Consider the following 22975-nt stretch of genomic DNA (forward strand, 5'->3'; position numbering starts at 1 on the left):
AACCGTTATAGCTGATGATGCTCGAGTTGTTACGCTCCCCCCGGAAACGATGGGCGCAACGGTACGCATCGGCTCATTTTATGGCAACCGAACGTTACCTATCCTGGTTTTTCCGACCGGGTCCAAGTTTTTCACCCGAGGCATTTCTCGTCATTCCCGATGCACTGCCTTCGGTTCCTTGTCCGGGCGGAGACCGCGCCAGCTCGGATGCCGCAGATGGCCGGATTCCGTGGCCTCGTAGTACCGCACCTCGCCGACGAGCACCGGCTCGACCCACACCGCTCCGTTCCGATCGGCCGCGGGCAGCACCGAGGAGAAGGGACTGTCCGACGCCTCGAGTGGCGCGAGGAGGGCAGCGAGCGTATCGAGCGCACGGTCGTCGAACCCGGTTCCGACGCGCCCTACGTATCGCAATCCGTCCCCGTCGGGAATGCCCATCAGGAGTGAGCCGAACCCACCGGAACGACGACCCTGCCCCCGACGCCACCCGCCGATCACGATCTCCTGAGTCCGCCAGTTCTTGTGCTTGATCCAGGTGTGGGCGCGCTTGCCGGGTTGATAGACGGAGTCGGTTCGTTTGGCGACGACGCCTTCCCAGCCTCGTTCTCTGCTTTCGGCGATGGCGTCCGCAGCGGTCCCCGTCAGCCGCGGTGGCACCAGCACCGAGTCGAGTCCTGTGGTCAGTAGTTCGAGCAGCCGTCGTCGATCCGAGTACTTCTTGCGCAGCAGTGACGTGCCGTCGAGGTGAAGCAGATCGAACGCGATGAATCGGATCTGGTCACGGGTGGCGTTCTGCAGTTTCTCGAAGCTGCTGACCCCGTCGTCGTCGAATACCACGACTTCTCCGTCGACGATGGCGTCGTGCTCGGCCAGGTCATCTGCGAAAGATTGGAGTGCGCCGAACTTTTCGGTGTAGTCGTTACCGCTTCGCGTGCGCAGCGTCATCGAACCGTGCGTCAGTTCTGCGATGATGCGGAACCCGTCCCACTTGCCCTCGAACGACCACTCGTCGTCCGGGAGATCGAGGATGTCGCCGGCGGTGGCGAGCATCGGCGAGATGTTCTTCGGCTCGGGCTTGTCGGGTGCGTCCTTCATCAGATGCATGAGCCACTGATTGCCCTTGGTGCGGATCAGGGCGAAGCGCCCGGTCGCCTTCTTTCCGTGCAGAACGACGATGACCTCGTCCTCTCGCCATTTCTCGAGTTCGTAGGTTCCGCTGTCCCAGATCGAGACGTCACCGCCGCCGTACTCGCCCTTGGGTATCCGACCGGAGAACGACGCGTATTCGAGTGGGTGGTCCTCGGTGTGTACCGCCAGCCGGTTCTGCTTCGGGTCCACCGGGATGTTCTTCGGGACGGCCCACGAGACCAGGACGCCGTCGTGCTCGAGTCGGAAGTCGTAGTGCAGCCGTCGGGCATGGTGTTCCTGGATCACGAACGTGTCGTTGTTGCCCTGCGGTTCGGTGGCGGCCGGTATCGGTTCGGGGGTCTTGTCGGCGCTACGCATGCTGCGGTACTTGACGAGTTTGTCCGTGGCAGAACTACTTTCGGGTGCCGAGTCGACGGTGGGGTCCAGCTCTGCGAGAAAATCGCCGAAATCCTGGAATCGCTCGAGGACCTCTTCGAATCGAAGTTGTTGCAGCCCCGATGCTTCCAGCTCGTCCCAGGTGCGTGGTGCCGCGACCGTGGGGAGTGCTCGTCCACGGAGAGAGTACGGGGCGACCGTGGTCTTCTTGCCGTTGTTCTGGCTCCAGTCCACGAACACCCTCCCGGTTCGCTTCGCCTTCGCCATCGTGGCCGTGACCCGGTCCGGCGAGCGCTCTTCGAGCAGCGTGGCAACACGTTTGGCGACCGTGGACGCGCCGGAGGTCGACAGCGGTTTCTCGAGCGGCACGTACAGGTGGATTCCCTTGCTGCCGCTGGTGACCGGATATGCGGTCATCCCGATATCGCCGATCAGATCCCTTATCTCGCAGGCTACTTCGGCGCATCGCGCGAGATCCACGTCGTCGCCGGGATCGAGGTCGAAGACCATGCGGGTGGCCGGTCCGGCTTCGGTGCCGTCGAACCGCCACTGCGGCACGTGCGCTTCGATGGCTGCTTGTTGACCGAGCCAGGCCAGATCGGCTGCAGTGGAGAACAATGGGTAGGTGACGACGCGGTCGGAATGCTGCATCGAACGCCGATCGAGCCAGTCGGGTGCGGAGGCGGCGAGGTTCTTCTCGAAGAACGACGACTGGTCCACGCCGTTGGGCCAACGCTTACGGGTCACCGCTCGGCCCACGAGGTGAGGAAGCATCGCAGGCGCGATGGCAACGTAGTACTCGATGATGTTGCCCTTGGTGGTCCCCGTTTCGGGGAACAGCACTTTGTCGAGGTTGGTGACGGAGACCTTGCGACCATCGATCTCGAGGGTGGCCATCGTCTCAGGTTAACGGCCGCCGTCTGAAGATGCGGGGGAGTTGTGACAGGCTCTTTTCTTATGGCGACGATCAGTGTCTCAGTACAGATGCCCGAGAATCCGCAGGGTGCGTGGGACAAAGCTTCCGCACTCGATCGGTTCGACGAGTGGATGACCATCCACGGTGGATGGTGCAGCCCACCGCCCAAGAAGGTCGGCAAGGGCACCGAAGTGGAGTCACTGGTGAAGGTGAAGGGCTTCAAGAACACGATCAACTGGACCTTCACGGAGTACGACGAACCCAAGCTGATCGAGATGTCCGGCCGAGGTAAGGGTGGAGTGCGAATCTCGCTGACGGTCCATGTACGTGAGGCCGAGGGTGGATCGGAGCTGACGCTCGATGCGAAGTTCGGCGGGGGTGTGCTGTTCGGTCCGGTGGGATCGGTGGTGGCGCGAGCACTCGATACCGATGTGAAGAAATCCGTTGCGAACCTGGCGGCGTTGAGCTGACGGATCTTCGTCGAACTAGCTGCACGACAACCTCTTCCAGCCCCGCACCGTGTTCTCGGTGCGGGGCTGGGGTCGTCTGTGGGCTTGTGTGGTGCGCGGGTCAGGCGATGTGGGGGCCTGCTCGGGCGTGGGATCGTCTGGGTTGTCGGTACGGGTCGACGGTGGCCGGTGGGATGAACCACGGGTGGTTGTCGGTGCCGATGAACACTTCCCAGTCGGAGTGGTGGAGGAGTCGGTGGTGGAATCCGCACAGTAGGACGAGGTTGTTCATGTCGGTGGGGCCACCGTCGGCCCAGTGCCGAATGTGATGTCCTTCGGTCCAGGCGGCGGGTTTTCCGCAGCCGGGGAAAGCACAGGTGTGGTCTCTCGCGATGAGGGCTTTGCGTTGTTTGGCGGTGACGGTGCGTGCGGTGCGGGCAAGGTTGATCGGGGATCCGTGCTCGTCCATGACGATGGCGGTCAGGACACAGTCGCAGGCGAGTTGCCGGGAGGTGTTGCGCGAGAGCGGTCCCATCCAGGGCAGCCACCCGACCGAAGTGCCGTCGCCGAACAGGTCCCGGTACGCGCCACGATCTGCGGCACAAGGTGGATTCGTCCCGTCTTCCGCATCGGGGTGGATGGGGTGTCCGGTGTTGATGTCGACCGGATCGACTCGGTCTGTATCGGATTCGGCTGCCGCGCGGTTGGTTTCGTCGTCGGCGATGTCGTCTGCGATATCGTCGGCGTCGGCACTGTCGCGAAGGTCGGTGAGATCACGCAGGGTGATGTGCAGGTTCAGGTGCGGGCGTTCACCGCCTTCGATGGGTCGATCACTGGAGGCGAGGTATTGGTCGAGGATGTGTCCGAAGGCGTCGGCTCGTCGCTTGGCGGGGCTGCGGTCGTCTCCGGTTTTGGGTGTCTCGTCGCCGTCGCCGTCGGCAGCGGGGCGGGGTTCGGTCAGCGGTGAGAGTGCGGTGAGCAGCTTTTCTCCGGTGATCGCATCGAAGTCTCCCTTGAGTACCAGCCGGCCGTTGAGGGTCTTGGAGGCGAAGAATTCGTTGCGGTCGGTGTCCTCGGGAGGTGGCTTTTTGCCGCCGAATCTGTCGTGGAGTTTGGTGATCGCTTCGCGGATCCGGCCGGTGCGCGCGTCGGGCCCGGTCGCGGCGGCGATCATCGCTTTCCGCGCTATGTCCTGCCCGGCTTGGGGGAGGTTCTTCGGTGGGGTTTCGGCGAAGGTGAGGATCAACGCGGCGTGGTCGACGGTCATGACGCCGGCGTTCACGGCGTCGGCGATGTCGGGGAAGTTCTTCAGTCCGCGGGCGAGGGCGACGATCTTGTTCGCCTTACCCGCCGAGAGCAGGGTGGTGGAGGTCAGCCAGCCGGCGGGGCCGGGGAATCCGAGTTTCTCGCGCGAGACGCGGGTGTCGATGTCGGCGACGAGAGCGATGCGCCGGGCTTCGAGCAGCTGGATCTGGTGGGAGACCGCAGCAGACTCGGCGAGGAGTTCTGCCTCGCTCAGTTGCCAGATCGCGGTGGTCATGCCATGAAGTGTATCGAACGTGCGTTCGACTAGCAACCATTGTTGAATCGAAAACTATTGCGCTACTTGACTATTCGTGATCGAAAACCTGTCAGTGGTGTGTGATAGGTGCGGCCGCGCGCGTTTCAGGATGATGGTCGCCGTGGCTCAGGTTCCGGTCACGAGCAACGCGTCGAATATCTCGACTTCCCAACCGAAGTCGACGGACAGCAGTGCATCAACTTGTACCCATCGGCCGGCCTCCTGCATCGTAAATGGCCGACTCGCCCGTTCGCCATGTCGGCGACGGCGAGACCGATCGTCGTGGGAGCCCTGAGTGGAGATCGAAAGCGAGAGGTCGGCCGCGATGATCGGAGGACTCGCCTTCATGGCCAGACCGCATCCAGATCAGTTGTCGACGTCAGTGGCACGGGATGTCGAGTATTGAGACTTACGCCAATTGGGCGAAATTCAGAACGGACCCCTAGAGCTGTCGGGTCTTTCGCAACCACCACAGTCCCGCGATGGGGAGCACCACCGGGATGAAGACGTATCCGGATCCGAAGTGCGACCACACCGTCGGCTCCGGGAAGTCCTGGGGCTGAATGTAGCTGAGCGTGCCGATGCCGATGACTCCGACGAGTTCGATGATGCAGGAGACCGTCACCACTCGTCGAGACGCTTCTGTTGCTCGGGCCAGTCCTACCGTGGCGACGATGTAGACCACAGCAGCGAACGCCGAGAGCAGGTACGCCACCGGTGCGTCGTCGAATCGCGTGGTGAGTTGCACGATCGAGCGTGATGTCGCGGCGACGGCGAACACGGCGTAGACGGCGATGAGGAAGCGCCCGAATCCGGTGCGCGTCGCTTGCTGGAGGTTGTCAGGCATATCCGGCCCAAATCTGGCTCAGGCGCAGCACCATGGCCGCGAGGGTGAGGACGGCAACGAGGAGTACGGCAGTGCCGCCGCGGGAGCGGTCGCCCAGAGACCACCACGTGCCGAGGGGGAGAAGGAACAGCAGCCCGACGAGGTAGGACCCGAATGTCAGCCGGTGTATCTCGCGGTCCGAGGTGAACATCATGACGAACCCGATGACGGCCTGCAGCGCGACGACGGCCTCGGTGGCCGCGATGGTCCAGAACAGTGCGCGATCGGACTTGTTCTTCAGCAGAACCGGTCGGTTCATGACGAGCTTCGCGAGCACCCAGACACCGACGACCAGGGACAACGCATACAACAAGCCGGTGACGGCGCCGATCATCGAGTTCCTCGTCAAGTTCGTGGTGGATGGGTGATGCAGCCTCCACACTATCCGCGTAACGCCACGTCAACACTGTGAGGCCCTCGAAACACGGCGTTGTTCCGGGTGTGACCAATCGGAAATGGATGGGGCTTGTACTTGTTCCACGGCCGCAGAGGATCCGCTCTCTCGCCGGACATGACCTCTCTTCCTCAGGTGGCCATCGGTGTCCACCGCATCTCGAGTAGTTGCCCACTGCATTCAGCCAGTTCCGCGAACCTCAGGAGACACCAGTGTCAGATCTCGACCAGTCCATCGCCGAGAACATCAAGAAGTCCCTCGAAGAGATTCCGCACCCTTCACTTCCCAAGGGCAGCAACATCTACGGCTCCACCAAGATCTTCCCCGATTACAAGGCCGAGAACGGCGAGAGCTACTTCACGCTGGTGCACGGCATCGCGCACGAGTCCTCGGTGTCGTTCGTCGCGGTACTCCAGGCGACCCGCGCTCTGCGCAAGGGCTTCGAGTCGGCCATGTACTTCTACGGTCCCGGTGCCATCAATTGCCTTGCCACTCGCGGCTTTCCCACCACCGGTGACTCCGGGTTCCCGGGCGAGCAGAACATCAACGATTCGCTCGCGACCTTCATCGCCGAGGGTGGCACCGTGTTCTGCTGCCGCTTCGGACTGGCCCTGCACGGCGGTCGCGAAGAGGACCTCATCGAGGGCGTCATCCCGGCTCACCCCCTGGACGTGCAGGACGCGCTGATCCACTACGCGCGCAAGGGTGCCATCATCAACTCGACCTACATGGTCTAGGAGCGCACCGTGTCGGTCAGTACGCGTGTAGATCTGGCGTTGCTCGGTATCCGAGGAGCCACGCCGGTCTCCAGAACTGCCGGTGCAGGGCCGAGTGACGACGGACATGTCCGCATCGACGGCCTCGGCGCAGCCATTCCGCGCAATCCGCTCAGTCCGTACGTTCTCGAAGAGGGTCGAGTGCTGTTCGACGGCAACGACATCGGGCTCGATGTGCAGGCCGTCGACCGCCCGCAGTTCTACGACCTGGAAACCGCCGACGGTATCGCCTACGAGAAGATCGCGAAGCTGCACGGCACCAGTGTTCTCGCTACGACCGTGGTGCAGACCTGCATCCGCTACGACGCCGATCAACGCTGCCGCTTCTGTTCCATCGAAGCCTCGCTCGACGCCGGCGACACGATCGCCGTCAAGACCCCGGCGCAGCTCGCCGAGGTGGCCGAGGCTGCGGTGCGGCTCGACGGCGTCACGCAGATGGTCATGACGACGGGCACCTCGGCCGCCAAGGACCGCGGTGCCCGTCACCTGGCTCGATGCGTGCGAGCCATCAAGGCTGTGGTTCCGCAGCTGCCGATCCAGGTGCAGTGCGAACCTCCCGGCGACCTCTCGACAATTCAGGATCTGTACGACGCCGGTGCCGAATCCATCGGCATCCACGTCGAATCCCTCGACGACGACGTTCGACGCCGGTGGATGCCGGGCAAGGCATCGGTCTCGATGGACGAGTACCGCGCTGCGTGGAGAGAAGCGGTTCGTGTCTTCGGACGCAACCAGGTCTCGACGTACATTCTGGTGGGACTCGGCGAGGATCCGGACGAATTGGTGGCCGGGGCAGCGGAACTCATCGACATGGGTGTCTACCCCTTCGTCGTTCCGTTCCGTCCGCTCGCCGGAACGTTGGCGGTGGACGTGGACCGAGCGAGTGCCCCCGACCGGGACGTCCTCGAAAACGTCACCCGACGCGTCGCCAAGGAACTCCAGGCCGCGGCGATGCTCGGATCCGATCAGAAGGCAGGCTGCGCGGCATGCGGTGCGTGCAGCGTTCTGCAGAACGCGGGAGGCTGACATGTTCGGTGTCGTAGAAGCGGGCGACCTTGCCGGATTGTCCGGTACTGCAACCACTGTCGTCGAGCCGAGGTTCATCATCCAACCGTGCGAAAGCGCAGCGCAGTTGGACGCCTATCGTGCCCTCAGGAGAGCGACCTTCGTTGCCGAGCAGGGCCTGTTCGCCGGCACCGATCACGACGACGTCGACGACGATTCCCGCGCAGTCGTTCTGGTCGCCACCGATCGGGACGGTACAGTGCTCGGCGGAGTGCGGCTGGCACCCTGTACCGCAACGGATCTGGGGTGGTGGGCCGGGAGCCGCCTCGTGGTCTCCGCCGCGGCGCGTACGTCCGGCGTCGGGCCCGCCCTGGTTCGGGCAGCCTGCGCCCATGCGGAGAGTCGAGGCGTACTTCGCTTCGACGCGACGGTGCAGAAGCGCAACGAGCAACTGTTCACCCGCCTCGGGTGGATTCGCCGCGGCGACGTCGAGGTGGCCAACACACCGCACGTTGCGATGTACTGGCCGATCGACCGCATCGAACGACTCGTCTCGTCGACCAAGTCAATGTTGGCCGGGGTGCTCGCACCTCTGAAGGCGCAGCCACTCGGGCTCGGAGCCAGAGGTTTTCGCGGCGACGACGGCGTTCCGGTACCAGGTAGCGACATGATCGCCGCGTGCGATGCCATCATCCCTTCCATGGTCGATCGTGATCCGGAGTGGGCCGGCTGGTGCGCGGCGCTGGTCAATCTGAACGACCTGTCGGCGATGGGTGCGCGCGCTGTCGGAATGCTCGATTCCGTCGGAGCCCCCACCCAGAGTCGGCTGACCCGCATCATCCGTGGTCTCGCCAATGCCTCTGCGGCATGGCAGGTCCCGGTACTCGGCGGCCACACTCAGGCCGGGGTGCCGTCATCGCTGTCGGTCACCGCACTCGGGCGGACCTCTCGACCGGTGCGTGCCGGCGGCGGAAGCGTCGGCGATCGGTTGACGCTCACCGCAGACATCGAGGGCGAGTGGAGGCGCGGATACCATGGGCAGCAATGGGATTCGTCTTCACGCCGGAACTCCGACGAATTGACAGAAATGGCGTCGTTCGTAGCCCGCACCGCACCCAAGGCCGCCAAGGACGTCTCGATGGCGGGCCTGGCCGGCACCACCGGAATGCTCGCCGAGGCGAGCGGATCCGGTGCCGTACTCGACATCGCCTCGATACCGAAGCCCGACGCAGCGTCGATGGGTGAATGGATCACGTGTTTTCCAGGGTTCGCGATGATCACCGCGGACCGTCCCGGTGCACCCACTGCACCGTCGGGACCTGCCCTGTCCGCAGTCTGCGGAGAGCTCACCGACATTCCGGGCGTCGCGCTGCGATGGCCCGACGGAATCACCACTCGCGCGGTCACGTCCACCGTGACCGGATTGGGAGAAGCATGACCACCCACCCGAAGCCCGTCACCATTTCTGTCGCCGCAGCCGAGTTCGGTCGCGACATGGAACAGGGTTACGCCACCATCGCCGCCCTGCTCGAGGAATCACGCAACCGCGGCAGCCAACTGCTCGTCCTACCCGAGGCCTGCCTCGGCGGCTACCTGCCGAGCCTCGGTGGCGGCGACGAGACCGAAGAATCGCGACAGCGTCGACTGAAAGCACTTCCCCCGGCCCTCGAACTCGACGGACCCGAGATCAGGCGGGTCATCGACATGGCGGGCGACACCGTCATCACGTTCGGCTTCTGCGAGAAGGACGGCGATACCCGCTACAACGCCGCCGTGACGGTCGACGGCAGCGGCATTCTGGGTTCCTACCGCAAGGTGCATCAGCCGCTGGGTGAAAACCTCTGCTACGACGCGGGAGACAGCTACTCCGCCTTCGACACTCCGATCGGCCGCATGGGCATGCAGATCTGCTACGACAAGGGATTCCCCGAGGCAGCACGGGAACTCGCGCTCGACGGTGCCGAGATCGTCGCGTCCATCTCCGCCTGGCCGACGGCCCGCACCGCGACCGTCGAGAACATGGAAGAGGACCGGTGGAAACAGCGGTTCGACATCTACGACCGAGCCCGCGCTCTCGAGAACCAGATCGTCTGGGTCGCAGCCAATCAGGCAGGCACCTTCGGATCGCTTCGATTCGTCTGCAGCGCGAAGATCGTCGGACCCGGCGGAGAGATCCTCGCCGGAACGGGCGTCGAACCGGGCTTGGCCACGGCCACCGTCGACGTCGCCGCACTCATCGGCGCGGCACGTGGCGGCGGCATGTACAACCTTCGTGATCGCCGTCCGTCGGTGTATCGGACCATCACGAAGGAGCCGATCCATGCCTGAGATGTCGTTCCTCGTCCGATGGCCCGATGGTCGCGAACAGTCCTGCTATTCACCGTCTCTGGTGATGCACGACTACCTGACACCCGGGCGGGAGTACCCGGTGGCGGAGTTCGTACAGCGGACGTCGGAGGCGTTGACGATCGCCAGCGATCGAGTTCTCGCCAAGTTCGGCATGCGGTGCACCTCGGCCGCGCAGCAGATGGAAGAGATCCACGGTGTCAGTACCTCGTACGAGGCCGGTGCCGTTCGCGTACTGAGTATGTCGGGAGCTGAACTGCTGTGACCGGAGACATCGTCGAGCATCACCGAGTGATCGTCGTCGGCGGCGGACAGGCCGGCCTGTCGATCAGCTGGCATCTGACGCAGCGTGGCATCGAACACCTCGTGTTGGAGCGCGACACGATCGCGCACGAGTGGAAGGACTCGCGCTGGGACAACTTCACTCTCGTCACGCCGAACTGGCAGTGCGCACTCCCTGGATACTCCTACGACGGTGACGATCCCGACGGGTTCATGCAGCGCGACGAGGTGTACGCCTTCGTGCGCCGTTACGCCGAGAGCTTCGATGCGCCTGTACGAGAACATGTTTCTGTCGACCGAGCTCTGCAGGGCCTGGATGGCGGCTTCGACCTGCAGACGTCCGACGGCCCCATGCATGCCGACCAGATCGTCGTCGCCGTCGGTGGATACCACATCCCCACCATCCCGCGGTTCGCCGAGAAGCTACCGCGTGACATCGTCCAGATCCACTCGTCCGATTACCGAGGATCCCACCAGTTCCCGGACGGCGACGTGCTGGTGGTAGGCACCGGACAGTCCGGTGCTCAGATCGCCGAGGACCTGCACCTCGACGGCCGACGTGTTCACCTGGTGGCCGGCACCGCTCCCCGCGTCGCACGCTTTTATCGCGGCCGCGACTGTGTCGCCTGGTTGCACGATATGGGGGTCTACGATGTCTCCATCGAAGATCAACCCGGTGGCGTCGGCAAACGCGAGAACACCAACCACTACGTCACCGGTCGTGACGGTGGTCGAGACATCGACCTGCGCGCATTCGCCACCGAGGGGATGCAGCTCTACGGCCGATTGCTCGGCGTCGAGGACGGTGTTCTGCAGTTCGCACCCACCCTGGAGGCATCTCTCGATGCCGCGGATCGGGTGGCCGAAAGCATCAAGGACAACATCGACGCCTACATCGAGCGCGAGGGAATCAGCGCCCCCACCGAGGATCGCTACGTGCCGGTGTGGCGGCCGGAGACCGAGACCACCGAACTCGACCTCGCCGCCACCGAGATCAAGGCCGTCGTCTGGTCGGTCGGCTTTCGCACCGACTACCGGTGGCTGAAGGTCGGTACCTTCGACGGTGAGGGGCACCCGACGCACAACCGGGGCGTCACCTCGGTGCCGGGCCTGTACTTCCTCGGCCTGCCGTGGCAGCACACCTGGGGTTCGGGACGCTTCGCCTCGGTGGCCCGGGACGCGCAGTTCCTCGCCGACCAGATCGGTCTCGAGATCAGTGCAGCACAGTCTCGAAGCTCAGTGCAGCCGCAGAGCCAGATGGTCTGAGTCCCGTTGGCTCCTATCAAGATCGGCGCGCTGGCAGCACATTTCGGGAGAGATGTCGACCGGGCCGTACTGAAGATCACCACGATCATCTCCAGTGCGGCTCGAGAAGGCATCGATCTCCTGGTGCTGCCCGACGCGTCCCTCGGGGGCTACATCAACAGCCTGAGCAATCCGGATCCCGCGGAACTGCCGCCCACCCTCGATCCCGACGGTCCGGAATTGGCCGCCATCATCGCCGCGGCCGGAGACATGACGATCTGCATCGGGTACACCGAGCTGTCGAAAGGGTTGCGGTACAACGCTGCCGCCTGTCTGACGGGAGACGGCATTCTGGGTAGTCACCGCAAGGTGCATCAGCCGCTCGGGGAGTCGCTCGCCTACGCGGCCGGTGACCACTTCGAGGCCTTCGATACCCCGGTGGGGCGGATGGGGATGCTGATCGACTACGACAAGACGTTCCCGGAGTCGGCGCGGACGTTGGCGCTCGACGGAGCGAGAATCATTGCGGCGCTGTCGGCGTGGCCCGCCAGCGTCACAGATCGGGCGTCCTCGCTGCCGAACGATCGACAGTCCCGACTGTTCGATCTGTACGACGCAGCCCGAGCGGCCGAGAACCAGGTAGTGCTGGTCTCGTCCAATCAGACCGGGGTGATGGGGTCCCTCCGCTTTCTGGGTCAGGCGAAGATCGTCGGTCCCGGTGGTGACGTACTGGCGCGGACCTGGTCCAAGGGCGGGCTCGCGGTGCACGAGATCGATGTCGACGCCGAGGTCGACCGAGCCCGCCGGGGACTGCATCACCTGGCGGAACGCCGGGTGGATGCCTATCCGAATCTGTTGCAGGAGAAGCCGGGCCAGTGAAGATCAGCCTGTTGACGTACTCGTCCAAGCCGCGCGGCGGAGTGGTGCACACGCTGGCGTTGGCGGAGGCACTGGCGCGCGCCGGTCAGGACGTCTCGGTGTGGTCTCTCGGTCGCGGCGGCGACAGCACGTTCTTCCGTGCCGTCGACCCCGCCGTCGACATCAGAATGGTCCCGTTCGAGCACCGGGACGAAGAGAACGTCGGAGAACGAATTCTGCGGTCGATAGATGTTCTGCGGCAGGCGTTCACACCGGACGAGTACGACATCGTCCACGCGCAGGACTGCATTTCCGCCAATGCCGTCGGCCGCTGCATCAGGACCATCCATCACCTGGACGAGTTCACCACGCCCGAGCTGGCCGCATGCCACGAACGCGCGATCACTGCGCCGTATGCGCGTATCTGTGTGTCGGCGGCAGTGGCGAGCGATGTTCGCCGCGGATGGGGATTCGAGCCTACGGTCATACCCAACGGCGTCGACGCCGAGAGGTTCACTGCGGCTGCGCAATCGGGTCGATCGCACTGGCGTGAGAAGCTCGGCCGCTACGTGCTCGCAGTCGGGGGCATAGAACCACGCAAGGGCAGTCTCGATCTGCTCGACGCCTTCGCCCGGCTTGCTGCGCACGATCTGCGCCTGGTCTTCGCCGGCGGCGAGACGCTGTTCGACTACCGCGACTACCGTTCCGAGTTCGACCGGCGCGCAGCAGAACTCGGTATCGAGCCGGTGATACTCGGTACCGTCGACGACGACGAGTTGCCGCACCTCGTGGCGCAGGCCGCTGTGCTGCCGTTCTTCTCCACCAAGGAGGGTTTCGGGTTGGCGGCCATGGAGGCTCTCGCGGCGTCGACTCCCGTCGTCGCGCGAGATCTGCCGGTCTTGCGGGAAGTGTTCGGGGACAGTGTTACCTACGCGTCCACGGCAGCGACCATGGCGGCCGAACTGGAACGTGCGCTCGCGACCCCGCAGGACCCGTCACCCGGTCTGACGCTGGCGCGTGGCCTGACGTGGGACGAGGCCGCGCGTCGACACCTCGAGTTCTATTCCTCGCTGCGCTGACCGTTGCGCTTGTTTCGCCTGAGTCCGTGGGGCTTGAGCTTGTGGAACCCCTTGACCCGTAGTGAGCGAATCGATTTGAGGTAGAACTCGGAATCGTGACGCAGCTCTTCGGTCATGACTGTGTCGACGAGAGTCGTTCCGGGATTGGCCGAACTGGTCAGGCGCGCAGCGATGTTGACCACCGAGCCGTACAGGTCGCCGTAGCGGGCGAGAACCGGTCCCCAGGCCAACCCGACGCGCAGGTCCGGCATGTCTTCCTGCTCGGCGAACGCGTCCTGCAGGTCGAGGGCGATGTGGGCGGCGTCCTCGGGCGTCTGCGCGCTGAACATCACTTCGTCGCCGACGTTCTTGATCACCGAACCACGCCCGCGCGCAATGATATTGGTGGCGAGCGACTCGAACTCCTCGAGCAGTGTCGTCAGTTCGCCGATGTCGAGTCGACGCGTCAGGCTGGTGTAGCCGACCATGTCCGCGAAGCCGACGGCCATGACGGGGCTGTCGGTGGCGTCGTCGGGAGCGGCGATGGACCGTCCCGCTGCTGCGGCCAGATGCCGACGCCAGGTGTAACCCTGGAGCGCTTCGAGGGTGGGCACAGTCTCGGCCGCGATGTCCCTGGCGTTGCGCCGGATGGCGTCGATGTCGTTCTTGTCCTCGTCGTTACTGGTGATGCGCTCGAGGATGTGAGAGTTCACCACGCCCACTTGCCATTCGGCGAGCCTGGACATCGACTGGCCGAGAGTGCGCGCAATCGCGACCTCCATCTCGGGCTTGATGACCTTCTGTTCGGTGAGTCCGGTGATCAGCTTCAGTGCCTCGAGGTCTGCGTCGGTGTAGACGACGGCCTCGGTGTCGGTGTGGATGGGAAAGCCCATGCCGATCCACAGTGCGATGACCCGCTCGAGCGGCAGCCCCGACTTGCTGACGATGTCGGAACGGTTGTACTTCGGCGTGCCCCCCAGGAGATTGCGTTCGATCTCCGCTTGCACCACCGAGTTGATCTGGTTCTCAGGCATATCCCAACGTTCTGTCGAAATAGGATCGGACATCGTCGACGTACGAGTCGATCTTCTCGGGCTCCCAGTCCGTGGTGGGAATGGGCTCGCCGACGGTGACCTTGACGGTACCGGAATGGACGGTGAAATCCTTTTTCCACATCACGTCGCCCGCATTGTGGATGACGATCGGAACGATGGGCACTCCGGCCTGCATCGCCAGGTGAAATCCGCCCTTCTTGAATCGGCCGAGACGCGACGTCGGCATCCGCGTGCCCTCGGGCGCGATGGCGACCGAGATGCCACTGTGCAGCTTCTCGATGGCCGGGCGCATCGCCTCGCGGGCCTGAGCGGGATCGCCGCGGTCAACGTAGGCGACGTCGAAGATCCTGCCCAGCAATGCGAATCGTGGGTCGCGTTCGAGTTCTCGCTTGGCGACCGCGGTGATGTCGCGTCGGAGAATGGAGGTGACGATGATCGAGTCGGCGGTGCTCTGGTGGTTGAACATGAAGACCGCCGGGCGTGCCGACCACGCGTTCTCGGTGCCGGTCACGTCGAGCTTGACGCCGGCGATGGTCAACGCGATGTCCGGCGCGATGGTGCTGGTGATGTTCGCTCCGTTGCGGCGGCTGCGCGTCAGCAGTCCCAGTCCCAGGCCGATCGATGCGCTGGCCAGCACCGAACCGAGAGCGGCGGTGCTGCGTACGGCCGAGGTGAGGTCGGTGCCGCGTTTGGGGCTCTCCAGCGTCAGCGACGGCCATTTCTTCTTTGCCGCGTACCGCTGTAGTTCCGGGTCCGGATTGAGTGCGACGGGTCGCCCGACGGCCTCGAGCAGCGGCACGTCCTCGCCGCCGTTGGAGTAGGCGAAGCAGCCGGCCAGTGCGATGCCCTCCCGCTCGGCGTAGTCGATCGCGGCCTGTGCCTTGCGCGGACCCCACAACGAATCGCCGACCAGTTCGCCGGTGAGTATCCCGTCGGTGACCACCGGAGTGGTGCAGAGCAGAGTCTCGAACATCATGTCCTGCTGCACGGGCAGAGCCTGGTACGGCGTGGCCGAGGTGGCCATCACCAATCGGTGCCCGGCATGGCGATGAGCTTCGACGAGCGCGCGGGCCTGTGGGTAGATCATCGGCGCGATCTCGTTGCGGAACAGCGTGTACGCCTGCTCCATCAGGTCTTCTTCCCGACGGCCCTCGAGGCCGCGGACTGCCTTGCCCATCAGGTTGTCGACCGGGGAGTTACGCATCCGCATCTCGACGACGGCGCTCGATATCTCCCACAGTTCCTTGACCGTCACGTCCAGGGTCTTGAGTCGTTCGAGAAAGACTGCGCGGGCCGAGAACCCGTTGATCAGAGTGCCGTCGAGATCGAAGAATGCCACGGTGTCTCGGCCGGGTGGAGCGGCGGCGATCGCGATGAGTCGATCGTCGAATTCGGTCATGAATTGTTCTCCTCGGGGGCCGAGATCGGGTCCACCTCGCGCAGCATGCGGTGCGCCATGTCGCGGATCGTGCGCACCTTGCGTGCCCACTCGTCGATCTCGAGCGCGAATGCCCTGCGGCGGCGGGCGATACCGTCTGCGCTCGAATCGACCAGGTCGCGATTCTCCGCCAATTGCAGTGCAGTGTCGAACAATTCGCCGGAGATCGACTCGCTGTGATCGAGCTGCTGACGAAGCCGTCTGGCCTGAGCAGCGCCGAGGCATTCGGTGATGAACTTCGGCTTGTCGAACTCACCGCTCTGGGGCAGCAACATCAGCTGATCGGCAACCACCTGGTAGGCCTCGAAGATCGGCTGCAATACGCGGTGTGCCAGATGCAGATCCTGCGACTGAAGTTGTCGCGCAGCGTAATCGGGGTCGCTGATGTGGGTGCGCCAGTCCGGATCGATGAGATCGACCTCGGATTCGAGCCGTTCGCCGAAGTCCTTCTTGTCGCCGAAGAAGAACTCGAACTTGAGCAGATCGCGCAACTGCAGTGCCGACTGCCACAGAGATTCCTGGGTCAACGGCGTCGAATCGCCGCTGGTCGGGAGTACCACCAGCTCGCCGATGGCGCGCATGACGAAGAAGTGGATGGCGTTGTTGCGGAAGAACGCTGCCACCAGGTGCTTGTCCTGGGCCAGGTAGAACAGCGGCTCGGGGCCGTCGTCGAAACGCTTGACGACGTTGGCGTTGACCTGTGCGATGACGGCCGAGCGCACGACATCGACGTCGGCGATGTCCACGCCGCCAGCGGTGGGCAGGTTGCGGCGTTTGATGTAGCGCGCGAGCGGGGCGATGATCGCCCACATCTCGTTGACGTTGAGAGCGCGATCCTCGATGCCGAGCAGGGCCATGGTGACCAACGCCGCCGGCGTCACCGGAGTCGCGTCGTTGATCGCGTGGGAGACGCCGAGCGCGATCTTCTGCACCGCCACCCGCTTGTCGGGATTGTCGGCGACGATCGACGCCACCGACATCGGCTCGCCGAAGTTCAGGTACACGTTGCCGCGCAACGTGCCCTGCGCCCGGATGTAGCCGATGGCCATGCGAATGCCCTCGGCCTGCTTCTTCGCTCCGTGCGACTCCTCGGCCATCGCACCGACCTCGTGGAGGCGGTCGTAGGTGATGGACGTCGGAACCAGGTAGACGTCCTCGGCATCGCTGGTCTCGAGTGCGTCGACCAGATAGGTCAACAACCCGAACCGCGGCGGGCGGAGCTTTCCCGTGCGGCTGCGGCCGCCTTCGATGTACCACTCGAGGTTGAACCGCTTGCTCAGCAGGAAGCTCATGTACTGACGCAGCGTCCACTTGTAGATCGCGTCCGAGAATTTCCGCTGGATGAGCACCACGCCACTGCGTTTGGCGATCGGACCCAGCGGCCAGAAGCCGACGTTGATGCCGCCCATGACGTGGTTGAGCGGCAGACCTTCGGCCAGCAGCGCCGGACGCAGCACGAGCGGGTCGAGATAGGAACGGTGGTTGGGAAGGAACACCAACGGATAGTTCTTGTTGAGCTCGCGCACCTTCTGCAGTTGATCGCGGTCCACGTCCACCTTGTACGCCCGCGAGAAGTACGCCCCGAGGGTTCCCCACATCTCGACTGCACGACGGGTCTCGGTTGCCACCATCTCGCCCAGGATGTCCTGGACGCGCTTGTCGACGGCCTCGCGATCCTGGCCGACCTCTTCCGCGAGCTCGGTGATCCCGTCGCGGAACTTCTTCTGCTCCGTCATGTCCTCGACGACGAAGCGCGGGATCTTGTACTCGGAGCCGATGACGCCGCGCTCGGCCTTGTCCAATGCCAGACTGGCCTGACGCAGAATGAACGACGACAGGGACGTGCCGCCACCGCGTTCGAACCGTTCTCGCAGATCACTGAGTGTCGCGGGTTCCCCGACCAGTACCGCGGAGTGGTCGGGGTCGTCGCCTGCCACCCATCGCTGCCATACCTGGGTGGGCTTGGACCGACCACGGGGCGCGAAGATGCGGTGCAGAATGCCGTTCTTGCGATCGGACAACGTGACCCGCAGCGGGATGAGCAGCGGATCGTCGGCGTACCCGCGAACACTGTCCGACAGTGACGTTCTCGCCTCACCGGAGAGCACAACCGAGGGCGGACGGGGCTCGCCGTCCGGTGTGGTGGCGTCGATCCACTGATTCAGAGCCTGCACCTCGAGGGTGGATTTGGCGTCGAGCAAATACACGTGCGGACCGTCGCTGAGCGACTGTTCGTCCGCGTCGAGGTGGTACATCGAGACTCCTGTTCCGCACCTCCGCAAGAAGGCACGCCGCCAGGCTACGCGGCAGAATCCGCGCGCGAGGGTGGTTCGGCGAGGGTGGTTCCCGGACGCCGATCTCCCCGAGAGTCGGGCAGCTACCGGCCGGTACTCGGTGAGGGTCGACGACACCTGGAGTGTGCTCGGGCGGCGCGCGCGACGGCTGTCGTGTAGGGTCGGAGTCATCGACCTTCTCGGTCACCCTCAATCTAAGTGTTAATCCAAGTAACAGTTACTTGTGGTTACAGTTACTTGGATTAACAGACAAATTGCCTCTCGATGCGTCGATCCGACGCGCTCTGCGCTGCCCGGCCGCATCTCACCTGCATCTGTGCGACAGTATTCGCAAACACTTTCGAGAAAGGTCGGTAGTCGAATGCCACCCCGTGGGCGCGCCGTGAACGATTCGTTGACCCCCGAGAATCTGACGACACTGGCGGCGGCGCTGGCCGAGGGGCGTCGTGCCACCGTCTATCTCCGTGAACCGAACCCGAGCCTTGGGCTGCCCGACGGCACCTCGGCGAAGGTCGTGTCGATCGACGGCAACACGGTCACGATCAGCCCGAAGGGCGTCAACGACGAATTGCCCTACGAAGCCGAGGAACTGCGCATCACCCGCAACGCGGCAACTCCGCCTGCGCCGGCCAAGCGCGTACCTGCCAAGAAGACCTCGGCGGCTCCGCCGGTGAGAAGAGCCGAGCCGCAACCCGCGCCCGCGGCGGTGGCGCCCAAGGCAGAACCGGTACAGCCCAAGGCGGTGGAACAACCGAAGACTGCGTCGCCGCAGAGTTCTTCTTCCCGTCGAGTCAAGAAGCCACCGGGCGGAATCAGCGTCACCATTCATGCCGGGGCCGACAACGATTGGTCGGTCACGGTGACCCAGGGTGCGAAGCGGCCCACCAAAGCGCAACCGGTGAGCCCGGAGTCGGTAAGCCGCGCTGTTCGGGAGTTGGGCGATCCCACGGCACGCGACGCAGTCGAGGCAGTCATCTCCCACGCGCGCGAGGAGGCCGCACGGCGCGTTGCAGAACTGAGCCGGCAACTCGAAGAGGCGCGCACGACGCTTGCCGCCCTCGAGCAGGACGTATGAACGACTCACTCGTGTTCGTACACCTGTTGTTGCTAGGGTTCTGCCGACACCGCTGAGAGGGAGTACATGTTCAAGAAATTCATGCTCGTCGTCGTGGGGGCGGCTGCAATCGTAGCCAGCGTCGGCGTGGGGACCGCATCCGCGGCCGCTCCAGCTGCTCTCGGCGGCGGCTCGGGAATCATCGTCGGAGGCCAGGCCGAGTGCACGCTGACGACGATCGGAAACGACCGCAACGGAAACCTGGTCGGCTTCACCGCCGGCCACTGCGGCCAGGCGGGTGCCTCCATCGTTCCCGAATACGACACCTCCCTCGGCGAGGTCGGCCGCATCGCGTTCTCGAACCCGGAATACGACTACGCCCTCATCGAATTCCAGCGTGACAAGGTCGCACCGATCAACCGCGTCGGCAATGTGACCATCTCTCAGGTCGGCCCGCCGACGGCGTTCCCGAACATCGTCTGCAAGGAAGGCCGTACCACCGGCAACACCTGCGGACTCGCGTACGGCGACATTCTGCAGTCGCAGGAGACCTGGGCTCAGCTGTGTGTCGTCGAAGGTGACTCGGGCAGCCCGGTCGTCGTCGGCAACACCCTCGTCGGCATGGTCAACGCCTACCTCGGCGTGGCGTGCTTCGGACCCGAGGTCGGCACCAACTTCGACGCGATCCTTCGCAACGTCGATCAGGGCAACGGACTCGGCGCAGGATTCGTCCCGGCTCCCTAGCTCCACCTGGTTTCGGCCGAAGGCCCCGTTCGCGCGATGTGTTGTGCGAACGGGGCCTTCGCCGTTCGCGGGGTAGGTGAGGCTCTCAGCGGGCGCGGGCCGACGAGTCGGACGACCGAATGTCGGCGACGATGCGTTCGGCGTCGTCCGGCGCGATTCCCAGCAGCACCAGGCTCGACGTCGTCGTCGCTCCCGCCGGGTCGCCGATCGCACCGGCGTTGGTGGCATCGAGGATCGACAGTGCGATCGCCTCGATGTTGAGGATCAGTACTTCTGCGGCGAGATACGAGGAGAACACACCCTCGCGCTGGCCGCGCCGGATGACGGCGGCGGCCGATTCTCTCATCGGTCCGAGGAGATCGTGAATACTGTTGTGTCCCAGATCTGTTCGGGCAACGGCGAGTAGCAGTCGGTACTGATCGCCGACGCGTGTCAGAGCGAGTGTCTGCCGGACGAACACCGTGACGGCCGATTCGTCCGCGGCGGGAACCCGGCCGAGTGCGGCCGAGATGCTGTCCGCTGCCTCCAGGGCGATACCGTCGATCAGAGCTTCGCGAGAGGCGAAGTGGGCGTACACGGTTCGCCGGACTACTCCTGCAGCAGCGGCGACATCGTTGATGGTCGCATCGGGATTGTCTGCCAGGACCCCTTGCGCAACGTGCAGAATTCGCGCTCGGTTGGATCGGGCGTCACGGCGTTGCACGGGCGGCGCTGCTGCGTCCCGTGCAATCGAACTCGACTCCGTCGTCTTGCGCACAGGACAACATCTAGCACGGTCGCGGGCGGTCAGTGTGGCTGCCGCCACAAAAGATTGCCGATCCTAGCCGATGCTTCCTAAGCTGCACAGCACTGTGCAAGGTGTGTCTCGCACTTTGCCAACGGGGGGGAACACACGATGACACTGCTTGCGATGACGCCTGTCCAAGACATGCACAAGCCGTACCCGCGACGCTGGTCGGCGCTGGTGGTGCTGTGCCTGAGCCTGCTGATCGTGGTCATGGCCAACACGTCACTGCTGGTCGCCGCACCGGCGATGACACTCGACCTGAGCCTGACGAGCAGCGACCTGCAGTGGGTGATCGACGGCTACACCGTCCCCTACGCGTCGTTGATGTTGCTGTGCGGCGTGATCGGAGATCGCTACAGCCGCCGTGGCGCTCTGATCATCGGTCTCATCATCTTCGTCGCCGGTTCGGTGGCCGGGGCGCTCACCGATGCCACCCTCGGGGTGATCCTGGCCCGCATCGTCATGGGTGTGGCCGCTGCCATCGTCATGCCCGCCACACTGTCGTTGCTGGTGGCGACCTTCCCGAAACGGGAGCGCGCCACCGCGGTCACCGTGTGGGCGGCCACCTCGGGACTCGCGATCGCGGCAGGGCCGCTGTTGGCGGGCTGGCTTCTCGAGAGCTACACCTGGCATTCGACGTTCCTGATCAATGTTCCGATCGCGTTGGCCGCCATCGTCGGAGCCGTCGTACTGGTCCCGCCGTCACGGGCCGTCGACCCGGGTGCGATCGACTGGATCGGTGGTCTGCTGTCGGTGCTGGCCGTGTCGACCATCGTGTACGCCATCATCGAGGGGATGCACTTCGGCTGGACGGTCGGGCCGTTGTACTTCGCGCTCGTCGGGCTGCTGTCGGTCCTGGGCTTCGTGGGATGGGAACTGCGCCATCCCAATCCGTTGCTCGACGTCCGAATGTTCTCGTCCCGCGTCCTCAGCGGAGCCACCCTGGCGGTGTTGATCTTCTTCCTCGTCACCTTCGGTGCCATCTACTTCGTCGCGCAATACCTCCAGTTCGCACTCGGTTTCGGTCCGGTGTCCACCGGCATTCACCTCCTGCCTTTGGCCGGGGCAGTCTTCGTCGGATCCGGAATCACGATGTGGCTCACGCCGAAACTGGGACCCCGCATCACCGTCACCGCAGGCATGGTCGTGGGAACGCTGTCGGTCGTCTCGCTCATCGGGATCGACGCGACGGCAACGTACTCCGACTTCCTTCCCGTACTGACGCTGCTCGGTCTCGCAATCGGCCTGTCCGTCTCGCCCTGCACCGACTCCATCATGGGCGAGTTCCCGGACAGCAAGCTCGGGGTCGGCGGCGGCCTCAACGACACCGCCCTCGAACTCGGCGGATCGCTCGGCATCGCTGTGCTCGGATCGGTGCTCGCCGCGTCCTACCGTCAGGGAATCGAAGGGTTTCTGCAGACCTTCCCCGGCAAGCAGCCGAACGGCCAGTACACCGGGCAGGCGGCGGAAGGGCTTGCCGCGTCTCAGGATTCGCTGGCCGGTGCGGTGATCGTCTCCGACGTCATCCGCGACCAGAATGCATTCCTCAGCGGGTTCGCCGACAATCTCGAAGCCAATGCCGTCGCGGCGTTCGGTGACGCAGTGGTGCACACGAGTGTCGTTGCCGCCGTGATGTTCGGCGTCGGCACCGTGATCGTGGCGCTGCTCATCCCGGCCAAGACTGCGACGGCGTCGTCGGAGAAGATCGCGTTCGAGCCGATCGTCCCCTTCGTCGCACCGCCGGCCAAGGATCCGGCAGCAGATCGAGAGGTCGCCGAGCTCGAACAACTCCTCGAGTGGCCGTCGGCCGAGCCCCAGAAATCCGGTGCACGACACGCTTTGCGAATCGCCGAGGAGACCGCACCGCCGGCTACGCGCATCGTGGCCGAGCCGGGTCTGGTGGACGCCGAGCTCGACCGTCCCAGCATCTATCAGCTGGCCTCGAAGGTGTACGAACTCGACGCCTCCGTCGCCCGGCAGGCCACGGTGGACAGCAAGTCCGGTGACCGCGTGACGATCCACCAGCTCGCCCTGTCCAACCTGGCGCGCACCCGACGCGTCGAGGCCGAGGAAGCTCTCGACGCTGCGCTCGAATTGAGCGACCTTCCGGTTGCACCCGCACCGGAGCCGGTCGAACCGACCTCGCCGCTGCAGACCTTCTACCAACGGGCCAGCAGACAACAAGCGAACTGCACCGCATTCAAGGAACGCTCGAGCTCCATGTGGGCAATGCCGCTGTAGCTCTTCACTGTCCGCCCGCCCGCCCCGTTCGCGTCAATGGACCCTTGCACTCCTCAGACGTA

General features: G+C 64.5%; 20 protein-coding genes. 12 read left to right on the top strand and 8 right to left on the bottom strand.

What is annotated here, in order from left to right; genetic code table 11:
* Nucleotides 1-150 precede the first annotated feature (150 nt).
* Nucleotides 151-2421, bottom strand: a complete 2271-nt coding sequence (locus CH276_RS11020) for an ATP-dependent DNA ligase (protein ID WP_094629169.1) — start codon at nucleotides 2419-2421, stop codon at nucleotides 151-153.
* Between the two features lie 60 nt (nucleotides 2422-2481).
* Between CH276_RS11020 and CH276_RS11025 the strand changes: the two genes are divergently transcribed.
* Complete coding sequence (locus CH276_RS11025) at nucleotides 2482-2910, top strand: type II toxin-antitoxin system Rv0910 family toxin (RefSeq protein ID WP_032396781.1); 429 nt, start codon at nucleotides 2482-2484, stop codon at nucleotides 2908-2910.
* A gap of 100 nt (nucleotides 2911-3010) precedes the next feature.
* Here the strand turns inward: CH276_RS11025 and CH276_RS11030 are convergent, their stop codons facing one another.
* The 3 genes from CH276_RS11030 to CH276_RS11045 form a co-directional block, all read right to left on the bottom strand.
* Nucleotides 3011-4429 carry an HNH endonuclease signature motif containing protein gene (locus CH276_RS11030; RefSeq protein ID WP_094689108.1) on the bottom strand — a complete coding sequence of 473 codons (1419 nt, stop codon included), beginning with the start codon at nucleotides 4427-4429 and terminating at the stop codon, nucleotides 3011-3013.
* A 463-nt stretch (nucleotides 4430-4892) separates the two neighbouring features.
* Nucleotides 4893-5297, bottom strand: a complete 405-nt coding sequence (locus CH276_RS11040; RefSeq protein WP_032396780.1) for a hypothetical protein — start codon at nucleotides 5295-5297, stop codon at nucleotides 4893-4895.
* Nucleotides 5290-5670, bottom strand: a complete 381-nt coding sequence (locus CH276_RS11045) for a hypothetical protein (protein ID WP_045197472.1) — start codon at nucleotides 5668-5670, stop codon at nucleotides 5290-5292. The genes CH276_RS11040 and CH276_RS11045 overlap by 8 nt, the downstream gene beginning before the upstream one ends.
* Nucleotides 5671-5942: 272 nt before the next feature.
* On the opposite strand from CH276_RS11045, the gene CH276_RS11050 reads away from it, so the two are divergent.
* Genes CH276_RS11050 through CH276_RS11085 form a run of 8 tightly spaced genes read left to right on the top strand, consistent with a single transcriptional unit; the run spans nucleotide 5943 to nucleotide 13321 of the window.
* On the top strand, nucleotides 5943-6467 hold the full coding sequence (locus CH276_RS11050) for an MSMEG_0572/Sll0783 family nitrogen starvation response protein (protein ID WP_027495238.1): 525 nt from the start codon (nucleotides 5943-5945) through the stop codon (nucleotides 6465-6467).
* A gap of 9 nt (nucleotides 6468-6476) precedes the next feature.
* Nucleotides 6477-7532 carry an MSMEG_0568 family radical SAM protein gene (locus CH276_RS11055; protein ID WP_094629171.1) on the top strand — a complete coding sequence of 352 codons (1056 nt, stop codon included), beginning with the start codon at nucleotides 6477-6479 and terminating at the stop codon, nucleotides 7530-7532.
* A gap of 1 nt (nucleotide 7533) precedes the next feature.
* A complete protein-coding gene (locus tag CH276_RS11060; RefSeq protein WP_094629234.1) occupies nucleotides 7534-8949 on the top strand; it encodes an MSMEG_0567/sll0787 family protein in 1416 nt (471 codons plus the stop codon).
* Nucleotides 8946-9839, top strand: coding sequence for a carbon-nitrogen hydrolase family protein (locus CH276_RS11065; protein ID WP_094629172.1), 894 nt, complete (start codon nucleotides 8946-8948; stop codon nucleotides 9837-9839). Before CH276_RS11060 ends, CH276_RS11065 begins: the two co-directional genes overlap by 4 nt.
* Nucleotides 9832-10122, top strand: coding sequence for an MSMEG_0570 family nitrogen starvation response protein (locus tag CH276_RS11070; protein WP_094629173.1), 291 nt, complete (start codon nucleotides 9832-9834; stop codon nucleotides 10120-10122). Before CH276_RS11065 ends, CH276_RS11070 begins: the two co-directional genes overlap by 8 nt.
* Before the next feature lie 8 nt (nucleotides 10123-10130).
* Complete coding sequence (locus tag CH276_RS11075; RefSeq protein WP_094629235.1) at nucleotides 10131-11405, top strand: MSMEG_0569 family flavin-dependent oxidoreductase; 1275 nt, start codon at nucleotides 10131-10133, stop codon at nucleotides 11403-11405.
* A 6-nt stretch (nucleotides 11406-11411) separates the two neighbouring features.
* A complete protein-coding gene (locus CH276_RS11080; RefSeq protein WP_032396775.1) occupies nucleotides 11412-12263 on the top strand; it encodes a carbon-nitrogen hydrolase family protein in 852 nt (283 codons plus the stop codon).
* Entirely contained in the window at nucleotides 12260-13321 is a 1062-nt protein-coding gene (locus tag CH276_RS11085) for an MSMEG_0565 family glycosyltransferase (RefSeq protein ID WP_094629174.1), read from the top strand. Before CH276_RS11080 ends, CH276_RS11085 begins: the two co-directional genes overlap by 4 nt.
* Here CH276_RS11085 and CH276_RS11090 read toward each other — a convergent pair.
* Genes CH276_RS11090 through CH276_RS11100 form a run of 3 tightly spaced genes read right to left on the bottom strand, consistent with a single transcriptional unit; the run spans nucleotide 13303 to nucleotide 18048 of the window.
* A complete protein-coding gene (locus tag CH276_RS11090) occupies nucleotides 13303-14334 on the bottom strand; it encodes an adenylate/guanylate cyclase domain-containing protein (RefSeq protein WP_032396773.1) in 1032 nt (343 codons plus the stop codon). The two genes, CH276_RS11085 and CH276_RS11090, sit on opposite strands and share 19 nt — an antisense overlap.
* Nucleotides 14327-15754, bottom strand: coding sequence for an HAD-IB family hydrolase (locus CH276_RS11095; RefSeq protein ID WP_032396772.1), 1428 nt, complete (start codon nucleotides 15752-15754; stop codon nucleotides 14327-14329). The genes CH276_RS11090 and CH276_RS11095 overlap by 8 nt, the downstream gene beginning before the upstream one ends.
* Complete coding sequence (locus CH276_RS11100) at nucleotides 15751-18048, bottom strand: glycerol-3-phosphate 1-O-acyltransferase (RefSeq protein WP_045197464.1); 2298 nt, start codon at nucleotides 18046-18048, stop codon at nucleotides 15751-15753. The genes CH276_RS11095 and CH276_RS11100 overlap by 4 nt, the downstream gene beginning before the upstream one ends.
* Before the next feature lie 400 nt (nucleotides 18049-18448).
* Between CH276_RS11100 and CH276_RS11105 the strand changes: the two genes are divergently transcribed.
* Both CH276_RS11105 and CH276_RS11110 read left to right on the top strand, forming a co-directional pair.
* Complete coding sequence (locus CH276_RS11105; RefSeq protein WP_094629175.1) at nucleotides 18449-19162, top strand: DUF6319 family protein; 714 nt, start codon at nucleotides 18449-18451, stop codon at nucleotides 19160-19162.
* Between the two features lie 66 nt (nucleotides 19163-19228).
* Nucleotides 19229-19885, top strand: coding sequence for a hypothetical protein (locus CH276_RS11110; RefSeq protein WP_032396769.1), 657 nt, complete (start codon nucleotides 19229-19231; stop codon nucleotides 19883-19885).
* Nucleotides 19886-19970: 85 nt separating this feature from the next.
* Here CH276_RS11110 and CH276_RS11115 read toward each other — a convergent pair whose 3' ends face one another.
* Nucleotides 19971-20642, bottom strand: a complete 672-nt coding sequence (locus CH276_RS11115; RefSeq protein WP_052049897.1) for a TetR/AcrR family transcriptional regulator — start codon at nucleotides 20640-20642, stop codon at nucleotides 19971-19973.
* A gap of 138 nt (nucleotides 20643-20780) precedes the next feature.
* On the opposite strand from CH276_RS11115, the gene CH276_RS11120 reads away from it, so the two are divergent.
* A complete protein-coding gene (locus tag CH276_RS11120) occupies nucleotides 20781-22913 on the top strand; it encodes an MFS transporter (RefSeq protein ID WP_094629177.1) in 2133 nt (710 codons plus the stop codon).
* Nucleotides 22914-22975 lie beyond the last annotated feature (62 nt).

Source organism: Rhodococcus sp. 06-470-2 (genome assembly GCF_002258235.1).
Classification (GTDB): domain Bacteria; phylum Actinomycetota; class Actinomycetes; order Mycobacteriales; family Mycobacteriaceae; genus Rhodococcoides.

Excerpts from the sequence above, each read along its gene's own strand:
- CH276_RS11110 (WP_032396769.1), top strand. The coding sequence starts at position 19,229 with ATGTTCAAGAAATTCATGCTCGTCGTCGTGGGGGCGGCTGCAATCGTA.
- CH276_RS11065 (WP_094629172.1), top strand. The coding sequence starts at position 8,946 with ATGACCACCCACCCGAAGCCCGTCACCATTTCTGTCGCCGCAGCCGAG.
- CH276_RS11045 (WP_045197472.1), bottom strand. The coding sequence starts at position 5,670 with ATGATCGGCGCCGTCACCGGCTTGTTGTATGCGTTGTCCCTGGTCGTC.
- CH276_RS11090 (WP_032396773.1), bottom strand. The coding sequence starts at position 14,334 with ATGCCTGAGAACCAGATCAACTCGGTGGTGCAAGCGGAGATCGAACGC.
- CH276_RS11105 (WP_094629175.1), top strand. The coding sequence starts at position 18,449 with ATGCCACCCCGTGGGCGCGCCGTGAACGATTCGTTGACCCCCGAGAAT.
- CH276_RS11120 (WP_094629177.1), top strand. The coding sequence starts at position 20,781 with ATGACACTGCTTGCGATGACGCCTGTCCAAGACATGCACAAGCCGTAC.
- CH276_RS11040 (WP_032396780.1), bottom strand. The coding sequence starts at position 5,297 with ATGCCTGACAACCTCCAGCAAGCGACGCGCACCGGATTCGGGCGCTTC.
- CH276_RS11060 (WP_094629234.1), top strand. The coding sequence starts at position 7,534 with ATGTTCGGTGTCGTAGAAGCGGGCGACCTTGCCGGATTGTCCGGTACT.
- CH276_RS11020 (WP_094629169.1), bottom strand. The coding sequence starts at position 2,421 with ATGGCCACCCTCGAGATCGATGGTCGCAAGGTCTCCGTCACCAACCTC.
- CH276_RS11025 (WP_032396781.1), top strand. The coding sequence starts at position 2,482 with ATGGCGACGATCAGTGTCTCAGTACAGATGCCCGAGAATCCGCAGGGT.
- CH276_RS11070 (WP_094629173.1), top strand. The coding sequence starts at position 9,832 with ATGCCTGAGATGTCGTTCCTCGTCCGATGGCCCGATGGTCGCGAACAG.
- CH276_RS11100 (WP_045197464.1), bottom strand. The coding sequence starts at position 18,048 with ATGTACCACCTCGACGCGGACGAACAGTCGCTCAGCGACGGTCCGCAC.
- CH276_RS11030 (WP_094689108.1), bottom strand. The coding sequence starts at position 4,429 with ATGACCACCGCGATCTGGCAACTGAGCGAGGCAGAACTCCTCGCCGAG.
- CH276_RS11095 (WP_032396772.1), bottom strand. The coding sequence starts at position 15,754 with ATGACCGAATTCGACGATCGACTCATCGCGATCGCCGCCGCTCCACCC.